The organism is Umezawaea sp. (assembly GCF_036375055.1).
In the GTDB taxonomy this organism is placed as follows: domain Bacteria; phylum Actinomycetota; class Actinomycetes; order Mycobacteriales; family Pseudonocardiaceae; genus Umezawaea.
In genome coordinates this window covers 1-10846 of the sequence record NZ_DASUSQ010000095.1, presented here as the reverse complement: position 1 = coordinate 10846, position 10846 = coordinate 1, and the positions used below count along the sequence as shown (strand labels likewise).

Annotated in this window: 12 protein-coding genes and 1 pseudogene; 10 read left to right on the top strand and 3 right to left on the bottom strand. The window is 73.6% G+C overall.

The window, feature by feature from the left end:
• From VFZ92_RS26145 to VFZ92_RS26120, 6 genes and pseudogenes are all read left to right on the top strand, one after another.
• Positions 1–965 (top strand): annotated as a pseudogene (locus VFZ92_RS26145) (hypothetical protein); the annotation flags it as partial.
• Positions 966–1304: 339 nt separating this feature from the next.
• Positions 1305–1655 (top strand): STAS domain-containing protein, encoded by a 351-nt coding sequence (locus tag VFZ92_RS26140; RefSeq protein ID WP_330878682.1) that lies wholly within the window; start codon positions 1305–1307, stop codon positions 1653–1655.
• Between the two features lie 95 nt (positions 1656–1750).
• A complete protein-coding gene (locus VFZ92_RS26135) occupies positions 1751–2140 on the top strand; it encodes a hypothetical protein (RefSeq protein WP_330878681.1) in 390 nt (129 codons plus the stop codon).
• Between the two features lie 422 nt (positions 2141–2562).
• Positions 2563–2988: an ATP-binding protein gene (locus VFZ92_RS26130; RefSeq protein ID WP_330878680.1), complete on the top strand. Its 426-nt coding sequence runs from the start codon at positions 2563–2565 to the stop codon at positions 2986–2988.
• A 168-nt stretch (positions 2989–3156) separates the two neighbouring features.
• Positions 3157–3558 carry an STAS domain-containing protein gene (locus VFZ92_RS26125; RefSeq protein ID WP_330878679.1) on the top strand — a complete coding sequence of 134 codons (402 nt, stop codon included), beginning with the start codon at positions 3157–3159 and terminating at the stop codon, positions 3556–3558.
• 47 nt (positions 3559–3605) lie between these two features.
• Positions 3606–3977: an STAS domain-containing protein gene (locus tag VFZ92_RS26120; protein WP_330878678.1), complete on the top strand. Its 372-nt coding sequence runs from the start codon at positions 3606–3608 to the stop codon at positions 3975–3977.
• Positions 3978–4006: 29 nt separating this feature from the next.
• Here the strand turns inward: VFZ92_RS26120 and VFZ92_RS26115 are convergent, their stop codons facing one another.
• Positions 4007–4945, bottom strand: coding sequence for an NmrA family NAD(P)-binding protein (locus VFZ92_RS26115; protein ID WP_330878677.1), 939 nt, complete (start codon positions 4943–4945; stop codon positions 4007–4009).
• A 122-nt stretch (positions 4946–5067) separates the two neighbouring features.
• Here VFZ92_RS26115 and VFZ92_RS26110 point away from each other — a divergent pair, with 122 nt between their 5' ends.
• From VFZ92_RS26110 to VFZ92_RS26095, 4 genes are all read left to right on the top strand, one after another.
• A complete protein-coding gene (locus VFZ92_RS26110) occupies positions 5068–5412 on the top strand; it encodes a helix-turn-helix domain-containing protein (protein ID WP_330878676.1) in 345 nt (114 codons plus the stop codon).
• 159 nt (positions 5413–5571) lie between these two features.
• Positions 5572–6153, top strand: coding sequence for a (2Fe-2S)-binding protein (locus tag VFZ92_RS26105; RefSeq protein WP_414720016.1), 582 nt, complete (start codon positions 5572–5574; stop codon positions 6151–6153).
• Positions 6153–7130, top strand: coding sequence for a xanthine dehydrogenase family protein subunit M (locus tag VFZ92_RS26100; RefSeq protein WP_330878675.1), 978 nt, complete (start codon positions 6153–6155; stop codon positions 7128–7130). The genes VFZ92_RS26105 and VFZ92_RS26100 overlap by 1 nt, the downstream gene beginning before the upstream one ends.
• Entirely contained in the window at positions 7127–9310 is a 2184-nt protein-coding gene (locus VFZ92_RS26095) for a xanthine dehydrogenase family protein molybdopterin-binding subunit (RefSeq protein WP_330878674.1), read from the top strand. The genes VFZ92_RS26100 and VFZ92_RS26095 overlap by 4 nt, the downstream gene beginning before the upstream one ends.
• Here VFZ92_RS26095 and VFZ92_RS26090 read toward each other — a convergent pair.
• Entirely contained in the window at positions 9288–10217 is a 930-nt protein-coding gene (locus VFZ92_RS26090; protein WP_330878673.1) for a LysR family transcriptional regulator, read from the bottom strand. The genes VFZ92_RS26095 and VFZ92_RS26090 overlap by 23 nt on opposite strands.
• Before the next feature lie 189 nt (positions 10218–10406).
• Positions 10407–10595: a hypothetical protein gene (locus tag VFZ92_RS26085; protein WP_330878672.1), complete on the bottom strand. Its 189-nt coding sequence runs from the start codon at positions 10593–10595 to the stop codon at positions 10407–10409.
• Positions 10596–10846 lie beyond the last annotated feature (251 nt).

Sequence of the window (10846 nt, the reverse complement as noted above, 5' to 3'; positions counted from 1 at the left end):
GCTGCCGGGACACGGCGCTGCGCCCACCCCGGCACGCGTACGAGTTCGTCGACGAACCCCACTCGCAGGAGGTACCGGCAATGCCCGCCCGCACCCGACCGTCTCGGCCCACCGCCCGGATCGACCGGCGCACCCGCTCCTCGTCCCCCACCGGTCTTCGCGCCGCGGTGCTGACCACGATCACCGTCGCCACCGCGCTGCTGCCCACCGCGACTCCCGCCGTCGCGGCGCCGATTCCCTTCGACACGACCATGTCCACCCCCGGCGCCGGAACGATCGAGATCCCGGCGGAGGTCACCGCCGTCACCCTGACCGCCTGGGGAGGCGGCGGTGGCGGAGGGGGCAGCGCGGGCGTGGACTCCGGTGGAGCGGGCGGGGGTGCGGGCGCCACGCTGACCTGCACTCTGCGACTGGCCCCGCACACCGAACCGCTCGTCCTCGCCTACGTGGTCGGTGCGGGCGGCGAGGGCGGAACCGCCGCCGCGGACGAGGGCGGTGCTCCTGGTGGCGGGGGTGGAGGAGCCACCACCGTCGGCACGACCGGGGAAGGCACTGGGCGCGCAACCGTCTCCGTGGTCGCACCGGGCGGTGGGGGCGGGGGCGGCGGTAGCGCCACCGGCCAGGGAGGTGCGGGCGGTCGCGGCGGCGGCGAGCACGGCGGCGCCGGTGGTGCGGCGGGCCTGATCGGCACCGGTGACCTCGACGGCAGCGTCGCCCTGGGTGGGGCACGCGGTGGCGCGACCACGTGCAGCCTCATGTCCGCGGCCAGCGCCAACGTCGTCGTCAACTCGACCGGGCGGGGCAACGGCTCCAACGCCCACCGGCCGGACGGCCGCCTCAACAGCGGCAGCGGCCTGGGAGGACGGGCCACCGCCCTCGGCGGGAGCGGCGGCGACGGCGGGCGTGACCTCGTGACCGCCACCAACGGTGCCGACGGCGGTCTGCGCGTCCAGTACGACACCTGACCCACCGCGGGAACACGGGTCCCACGACCCGATCTCCCTTCCGCACCACAGCGTCGGCGGCACGACCCACCCGCGGCACCACGGGAGGGGACCGGGCCTGGAACCCTCCCCTCGTTCGGGGCACGACCGCGGCGGAGCGACACCCCCTGGCCTTCCGGCCGCGCTCCCGCACCACACCGGGACCCGGCTGCCGGGTCCCGGTGTGCGTCGGGCACCGACTCCCGAGGACGGTTCGCCGCCACCCGTGATCGGCACGGGTGGCGGTGCCGTGCTGTGCTGGTCGGGGCGGCGTGCTCCCAGATCGCCGCGGTTCCAGTGTTCCCCACCGAGACGAGGCCTATGCAGCCCGAACCACAGCACGACCTCCTGACCACCACGGCGCACGCGCCGGACGTGCTCGCGGTAGCGGGCGAGCTCGACACCATGACCGTCGCACCACTGCGCGACGCGGTCACCGCCCTGATCCAGCGGACCCCGGCCGCGGGCACCGCGGTGCTCGACTTCTCCGCCGTGACGCACTTCGGCTCCAGCGGGATCGAACTGCTCCTCCAGGCCCGTGGCGACCTGCTCGCGCGCCGTGCCGCGCTGCGGGTCGTGCCCAGCAGGCAGGTCACCAGGGTGCTCGCGATGATGAGCCTGGACCGGCTGCTGGAACTGCACCGCACCCGCGCGGAAGCCCTCGCCTCGTAGGACCCCGGCGTCACCCGACCAGGTGTACCGAACGCCCGGTCACGCCTGACCGGGACATACTGGACGCCCTCCTCCGCCGGTGACAGGAGCGCAGGATGACCTCGCTCGCCGACACCGCCGCCGAACCAGCGGTCGTGACCGTCGACCCCGTGCGCGCGACGGTGACCGTCACGATCACCGGTGAACTCGACGAGGCCAGGACGACCGGCGTCGCGCTCGCCCGTGCGACGGCCGTGCGCGCCGACACCGTGGTCTTGGACGCCCGCGCGGTGGGGTTGTGCACCCTGGAGGGCGCGCACGCGCTGCTGCTGCTCGCCCAGCACTGCCGCGACCTCGGCCGCGACCTGCGGGTGCTGCCCTCGACAGCGGTGCGCCGGAAGGTGGACGCCCTGGGCGTGGGCGTGCTCATCCCCCTCGTCCGGTCCCCGGACGACGCCCAGGGGACGGGATCAGGATCGGTGCGGGACGGCACGTCGAAGCGGTGACCCGCTGGAGCGCCGCACCACCGCCCCTGGCATCACCCGGCGACGATCCGCGTGGTCACGGCCCGTGCCGCCCCGCGCCGTCCGGACTGCCTCGGTGAGGCGATCGCACGAAGGTCGCGGTGGCGGTCCGGTCTGGTGCGCGGCGGACTCGAACAGCACGCGGGGGCTCGGGACGCGGACCGCGATGGTCCCGGTGTCCCGGGAGAACGACGTGGACGAGCACCGCGGGCACGTCGCCGAACTCGCCGCGGTGCTGGGCAGGCACGGTCACGACCACGAGGGCGGCGAGCACCCGGCCGACGGCTCGTCCGTGGAGGACGTGCTCACCGGTCCACGCCCCGCGGCGAGACCGACGCCGATGTCTTCCGACCCTCCTCGGCACGTTGACCGGAGGTGTACAAAGGGTTGATCGGAGGGGTGGCATGACGGAGCTGCGCGACGGCGTCGGCGTGACCGCGCCGACCCGGCGGATGTCGCTGGCGTCCAGGCCGGAGTCGGTCGAGGTGCGGCGCTGGACCCGTGGCACCCTCTCCGCGCACGTGGACACGTACACGCTGGTCGACGTGCTGCTGATCGTCGGTGAGCTGGTCGGCAACGCCTACCGCCACACCTCCAGCCCCAGGGAGCTGCGGGTGACCAGCTCAGGGGTCGGCGTGCTGATCGAGGTCGAGGACGGGGATGTCGACCACCCGCGGGAGATGGCCGTGTCCGCCGACGACTGGGGCGGCCGGGGAATCCAGGTCTTGATCGAACTGGCCGCCTCGTGGGGCGTGCGCGTCGAGGGCGGCGGCAAGGTCGTGTGGGCCCTGCTGTCGCACGGGGAGGGACCCGCACCGCGTCCAGGCTGAGAAGATCGCCCGCCGGAACCCCTCCCGCGTCCGCACCACCGCGGAATCTCGCTCGACGACCCCCGCGTCACCTGGGTGCCGATAATCCGATCGGGGGAAAAACCTAACAAAGACGTTTGACGTTCTCAAAACTGGATAGGTAGCGCAGTCGGATCGGGGAGGCGTCGCATGGACGGCGGGCCGTGCTTGTTCGTGGTGGCGACGCGGAACCACGCCCACGGGTTCGGGATCACCAGCGTCGTCGGCGAGGTGGACTACGACTCCATGCCGAGGATCCGCAGCGCGATCGACATCGCCGCCGGCAGCGGAACACCGCACGTGCTGGACCTGACCGGCGTGACGTTCTTCGGCGCGGCGGGCCTGCACTGGCTGTCCGACCTGGTCACCGACGTCGACCACGTGCGGGTGATCCCCTCGCCCCAGGTGGCCCGCGCGATGGGCGCCTGCGGGATGCGCCCCGCCGTGTCGCTCTACCCGACGGTGTCCGACGCGGTTCGCGGCCTGACCACCCCCGACGCGCGGCAGGGGACCGACAGCCGCCCCCAGCCGCGCGACCACCCCACGGGCTGACCGCCGCCCGTCCCGCACGACGCAGCCCGGTCGAAGAGGTGGGGCACGTGAACGGCGAACCCGTGATCGACAGCACCGTGGACCTGGACGAGGTCCGCGGCTGGGCGGTGGTCACCGTCTCCGGCACGCTGGACGCGCTGTCGCTGCCCGAGGTGAGGGTGTGCGTCGACGAGGCCATCGGCCGGTCACGACCGCTGGTGCTGGACATGTCCGGCGTCACCTTCATCGGCCCGGCGGGCGTGACCCTCCTGCTGGACACCGCCGCCAGGACCGAGGACCTCCGCGTGGTCGCGTCCCGCCGCGTGCTCCACGTCCTCGACGCGGTCGACGCGCGCGCGGCGGTGGCGCTCCACTCCTCCGTCACCGCGGCGACGGTCCCTGGCCGCCTGCGGCGTCCGCCCGAGCCGCGCACCGGCTGAGGCGTCCGGCCCTCCGTCGAGCGGTGGTCTCAGAGCGCCGTCGGCCACTCGTCCCGACCCCACGTCGTGTCGGGCGGGGTGAAGTGCGCCGCGCCCCGGTCCGCCAGGTACGCCGCCACCGAGGTCGGCACGACGTCCGGGTAGTCCGCGTTGCGCACGTCCCGCAGCGATCCCGTTCCGTCGAACATGGCCACCTGGGCCTGCAACGCCACGCACTGGAACATCGTGGACGCCGTGAACCGCCTGCGCGCGACCTCCTCGCGCAGGTCCCGCAGCGTGCCCTTGCGCACCAGTTCCCACCGCCGCCCGGACGCCGCCTCGACCTCGTCGCGCAGCTCCAGCATCGACAGCCGCTGGCCGACCACGTGCACCTCGCGGCCCGCGGTCTTCGGGTCGAGCGCGATGGCGGCGGTGTGCGCGGCGGTGTCGGGGATCGTGGTGACGTCGATCGGACGCGTGCCCTCGCCCCACAGGGAGAACGTGCTCGCCGCCGGGTCGAGCACCTCGTGGACCGCTCCGAGGAAGTACTCCGGGAACGCGCCGATCGCCACCGACGTGCGCGCGACGCTCGACGTGGCGAACTCGTCGGCGAACACGCGGCGCAGGTCGGACAGCACGTTCACGCCGTAGCCGTAGCCGTGGAGGTTGATCGAGAAGTCCGACGGGACCATCCGGTGCACTCCCGCCCCCTCCGCGGCGCGCAGCAGTGCCCGCTGCCCGTCGATGATCACCTCCGGACCGCCCTGCACCGCTGACACCACGACCTCCACGCCGTCGAGGTGCCGCGCCAGCGCGTCCGCGCCGTCCGCCAGGTCGCCGACGCACGGCGTCAGGTTCGGGTGCGCCGCCAGTTCGTCCACGGAGGCCGGTCGAACCAGGGCGCGCACGTCGGCGCCCCGGTCGAGCAGCTTCTCCACGACCTGCCTGCCGAGGCTGCCGGTGGCGCCCGCCACCAGAACCGTCGTCATCGCGGTTGCTCCTTCCCAGGGCCGGGGGCTGCCCGCGTGGCGCTCTCCCCGGTGCAACGCAGGAGCATTCCGCTCGACGGCACGAGCTGGCAAAGAGAACCAAAGTTACTTACTCTGGAGAAGTGACCAAGAAGCCCGGCACTCCCGTCGACGAGGAGAGCTGCCACCGGATCCTGCGCGCGCTCGACATCATCGGGGTCCGCTGGACCGGGCCGATCCTGCTCGCCGGCGCCCGCGGCGCCCGCCGGTTCAAGGACTACCGCGCCCTGGTCCCCGGCATCTCGGACCCGCAGCTGACGCTGCGCCTCAAGCAGTTGCAGGCCCGCGGCCTCGTCGAACGCACCGTCGTCCCCACCACGCCGGTGCAGATCCTGTACACCCTCACGCCCGACGCCGAGGAGCTGGTCTCCGCCCTCCGACCGCTGTCGCACTGGAGCATGCGGAACCTCCCGCACGACGACACCTGAGCCCGTCGGCCAGCCCGCGCACCCCGGCGCGCCCGACAGTCCCTGCGCTCCCGCACGCGCTGGTCACGGCGATCCGGGCTCGGGCCATGCGCCGGACGCATACGGGTGATCCGCAAGTCGCGTTGGCGGTGACCTCGACCGCCGTGAACGCTGAACCGCATGACGCAGCACGAGGGCATCACCAGACGCGGCCTGCTCGGCCTCGTCGGCACCACGGCCGCCGCCGCGGCGGTCCCGCTGGGCGGAGGGAGCGCCGCGGCGCGGACCGCGACCACCGACGTCGCCGTGCGCGTGACGGTCAACGGGACGGCCACGTCGCTGACCGCCGATCCGCGCGAGACGCTGCTGGACGCCGTGCGGGAGCGGCTGGCGCTGACCGGCACCAAGAAGGGCTGCGACCGGGGCCAGTGCGGCGCGTGCACCGTGCACGTCGACGGGCGGCGGGTCGTGTCCTGCCTGACCCTGCTGGCCACGCTGGACGGCGCCGCCGTGACCACGATCGAGGGGCTGGCCGACGGCGACCGCCTGCACCCGCTCCAGCGGGCGTTCATCGACCACGACGGCCTCCAGTGCGGGTTCTGCACCTCCGGGCAGATCATGTCGGCGGCGGCGGTGATCGAGGAGGATCGCGCCCGCACTGACGAGGAGATCCGCGAGCAGATGTCCGGCAACATCTGCCGGTGCAGCGCGTACCCCGGCATCCTGGCCGCGATCCGCCAGGCGCGGACGGAGGAGCGCTGATGCGCGAGTACGTGTTCGAACGCCCCGGCACCGTCGGCGACGCCGTGCGGCGCGGCGGTTCCGGCACCGCCTTCCTCGCGGGCGGGACCACGCTCGTGGACCTGATGAAGCTCGACGTCATGACCCCCGACCGGGTCCTCGACATCAACCGCCTGCCGCTGCGCGGCGTCGACACGAAGGGCGGCGGACTGCGGATCGGGGCCCTGGCGCGGATGAGCGACGTCGCCGCCGATCCCCTCGTCCGCCGCGGCTTCCCGGTGCTGAGCCGGGCGCTGGAGCTGAGCGCGTCCGGCCAGCTCCGGAACATGGCCAGCATCGGCGGGAACCTGCTGCAGCGCACGAGGTGCGGCTACTTCCGGGACGTGAGCACGCCCTGCAACAAGCGGCAGCCGGGCAGCGGGTGCCCGGCGCTCGGCGGCGAGAACCGGATGCACGCCGTCCTGGGCACCAGCGACTCGTGCGTCGCCACCCACGCCAGCGACCTCGCCGTGGCGCTGGTCGCGCTCGACGCCAAGGTCCGGTTGCGGGGTCGCGACGGCGCGCGCACCGTCGACCTGCGCGACTTCTACCTGCTGCCGGGCACCACCCCCCACCTCGAACACGACCTGCGGCCCGGCGAACTCGTCACCGACGTCGTCGTCCCGCGTCTCGACTGGGCGCGGCACTCGACGTACCTGAAGGTCCGCGACCGGCGGTCGTTCGAGTTCGCGCTGTCCTCGGCGGCGGTGGCCGTCCGGCGCGACGGCGACACCATCCTCGAAGCACGGGTCGCGGTCGGCGGCATGGGCACCCGGCCGTGGCGGCTGACGGCGGTCGAGAACGCACTGGTCGGACGCCGGGCCTCCGAGGAGACCTACGCGGAGGCCGCCGCCACCGCCGTGGACGGCGCCCGCCCGCTGCGGCACAACGCCTTCAAGCCCGAGCTGATGAAGCGCACCCTGATCCGCGCCCTGCTGGAACTGGAGCAGACCCGATGACCGCCTCCCCCATCGGCCGCGAGACCGATCGCGTCGACGGACCCCTGAAGGTCACCGGCGGTGCGCGGTACGCCGCCGACCACCGCCCCGAGGGCCTGGTGCACGGGCACCTCGTCCAGGCGACCGTCGGCCGGGGAACCGTCCTCGGCATGGACGTGTCCCGCGCCGAGACCGCACCGGGCGTCCTCGCCGTCTTCACCCCGTTCCGCCCGCTCCCCCTCAACCCCCCGAGCCCCCAGCAGAGCGGCGAGAACTACAGCGCGTTGCAGGACACCGCCGTGCGGTTCCGCGGCCAGGTCATCGGCCTGGTCGTGGCCGACACGCCCGAACGCGCCAGGGACGCGGCCTCGCTGGTCACCGCCGACTACGCCGTCACACCGTCGCGGACCTCGCTCGCCGACGGGAGCCCCGGCGTGCCGCAGGGCGTCGTGCAGAAGCTCGCGCCGGGCGTCACGTCCATCGACGCCGTGCTGGCGTCGAGCCCGGTCACCGTCACCACGTCGGTCTCCCAGCACGCCCAGCACCACATCGCGATGGAACCCCACGCCACGACCGCGGTGTGGGTGGACGACCAGCTCACCGTCTACTCCGGAGCGCAGGCGCCGCAGCGGGCCGCGGCGACGATCGCCGCCCGCCTCGGCGTCGACCCCGCGAAGGTACGGGTGATCTGCCGCTACACCGGCGGCGGGTTCGGCCAGCGCTCACCGGTGTGGAACGAGGCGCTGCTCTGCGCCGCCGCCGCCCGCGCGCTCCGCCGCCCGGTTCGGGTGGTGCTGAGCCGCGAACAGGTGTTCACCGCCATCGGCCACCGGGGGGCGGTCCGGCAGACGATCCGGCTCGGCGCCGACACCGACGGCAGGCTCCTCGCGCTGCGCCACGACAGCGACGGCGAGCTGCCCGCGGCGGGCGGCTGGCAGATGATGCCCGGCCGCGACACGTCGGCCGTGTCCTACCGCACGCCGAACATCCGCATCGACCAGCGACTGGTCACGTTGGACACCCCGCCGACCTGGTCGATGCGCGCACCGGCCGAGGCGCCCGGCACGTTCGCCCTCGAAACCGCGATGGACGAGCTGGCCGTGCTCACCGGCGTCGACCCGGTGGAGCTGCGACTGCGCAACTACGCGACCGAGGACCCGGTGGAGGGCCGCCGCTTCTCCAGCAAGCACCTCGACGAGTGCTACCGGGTCGGGGCCGAGCGGTTCGGCTGGGATCGGCGCCAGGCCCGCCCCCGGTCCCGGACCGACGGCGACTGGCTGATCGGCCTCGGCACGGCGAGCGCGATCTACCCGGCGTGGCGCCAGTCCGCGTCGGCGCGGGTGCGGTTCCGCGACGACGGACGCGTCGCCGTCTCCTCGGCCACGTCCGACCTCGGCACCGGCGCCCTCACCGTGCTGGCCGTGGTCGGCGCCGACGAACTGGGGGTGCCGGTCGGCACCGTCGAGGCGGAGCTCGGCGACTCCGCCCTGCCACCCGGCGGTGTCGGGGCGTACGGGTCGAGCGTCACGACGAGCACGGTGCCCGCGGTGCGGGCGGCGTGCCGGGCGGCGGTCGAGGCGCTCGTCCGCGCGGCCGTGGACGAGCCGCGGTCCCCGTTCGCCGGGTTCGACCCCTCGACCGTGCGCTACCGGCAGGGCCGGGTCGAGGCGCGCGGCCGGTCGGTCGACTTCCACACCCTGCTCCGGACCACGGGCGTGCCGCAGGTCGAAGCGGTCGCCACCACCGAGCCCGACACCGCGTCCCCGTACCGGTTCCACTGCTTCGGCGCCCACTTCTGCGAGGTGCGGGTCCACCGGCTGACCGGTGAGCCGCGGGTCGACCGGTTCACGTCGGTGTTCGACGTGGGACGGGTCGTCAACGCCAAGGCGACCCGGAGCCAGCTCGCGGGCTCGATCATCTGGGGCGTCGGGCACGCCCTGATGGAGGCCGACCCGATCGAGCCGGACGGGAGGTTCGCCGCGGCGACCATGGCGGACTACCTCGTGCCGGTCCACGCCGACACGCCGGCGATCGACGTGCACTGGCTCGACCGCCCCGACCCCCACATCAGCGAGTTCGGCGCGAAGGGGTTGGGCGAGATCGGGCTGGTCTCGGCCGCGGCGGCGATCGGCAACGCCGTGTTCAACGCGACCGGGATCCGCGTCCACGACCTGCCGATCACGATGGAGAAGCTGTTGTGAGCCCACCGGTCATCTCCGCGGCGGCAGCGCGGATCGTGCCGCGCAGCCAGGAGTGCATCGGGTCGGACTCCAGCCGCGCGTGCCACACCATCCCGTAGGGGAAGGCGTCGAACTCCTCCGGAGCCTCGACCAGCCGCACCCTCGGGTGAGCCGCCAGCTGCGACTCGGCCAGCCTCCGGGGGAGCGTCGCCACGAGGGGTGTTCCGGGCAGCGGTGCGAACGCCGAGCCGAAGCTCGCCACCCGCACCGCCGCCGTCCGGCTGTGCCCGAGTTCCTGGAGCCACCGCTCGATCATCGGCTGCTCCCGCTGGACCAGGGTGATGACCACGTGGCGGGCCCCGGTGTAGTCGGCCAGCGAGAACCGGTCCCGCACGGGGTGCTCGTGGTCCACCGCGCAGACCACGTCGTCGGTGAACACCTGCTCCCAGCGCAGCGGAGCGGCCGGTCGCAGCACGGACAGCGCGATGTCGGCCCGACCTCGTTCGAGGTCCGCGAACGTGTCGTCGTCCCTCGGCTGGACGGAGACCTCCAGGTCGGGAGCGGCCAGGAACAGCCGCGGCAGCAGGTACGGCCCCAGCGTCGCGGTGGTGTAGTCGGTACCGATGATCCGCACGACCCCGGTCGCCGTGGACGGGTCGAACCCCCGCCCCGCGAGGAGGCCCTCCAGCCGCGGCAGGAGCAGCGCCAGCTCGTGCTGCACCTCCCGCGCGCGGGGCGTCAGCTCGTACTCGCCGCCCGACCGGACCAGCAGGTCGTCGCCGAACAGCGCGCGCAGCCGCCGCAACGTCCGGCTCATCGACGACTGGCTCAGGTGGAACCGGTCGGCGGCCCGCGTCACGTTCCGCTCCTCCAGCATGAGGGAGAGGGCACGCAGTTCGTGCAACAGCCCGAGATCACCATGCGCCATGCGCCCAGTATGCCTCCGCGCACCGGTGCCGCCGCGCACCGTCCACCGTCCTCAGAGGACTCGAGGGGGCGAGCCCGGTGAAGGCGGTCACCGCTACGACCACCAGGACACGGGGGTGAACGCGTCCGAGGCGCGGTCCGACGACGCCAGGTGGTCGCGACGCGACACGATCGCGCAGGTCACGACAGCTCAGTCCAGCAGAGCCATCACCTTCGACACGCGGATCCGGGTCGTGGATCTCCCGTCGGCCGCGATCGGCGAGGACAGGTTGCCCGGCACGCCGGAGTCGGTTACCCACGCGGACGCCGTGACACCGCCCTGGCCGTCGCCGCCGGAGCACGGCGACGGCTTCACGCCGTACTCGTGGTCGTCGGGCACCTGGCACAGAGCGATGGAGCAGCAGGACGAGAGCTAGTCGTCGGTCCCGGTGACCGTGACGGTCTCCCCCGCCTCCACGAGCCCGCTCTCGTTCGAGGCCGACAGGGTGAGGTCGTTGCGCAACGCGACCCTGTCCAGATCCCCTGAGGTTGGTCCGCGGACACCTCCTGTGGAGCTTGAAGAAGTCGTTCCGCCAGTACGTCGACACCGGCCTGACCGGCTGTCCCGCCACCGGCAACACCATCGCCGCC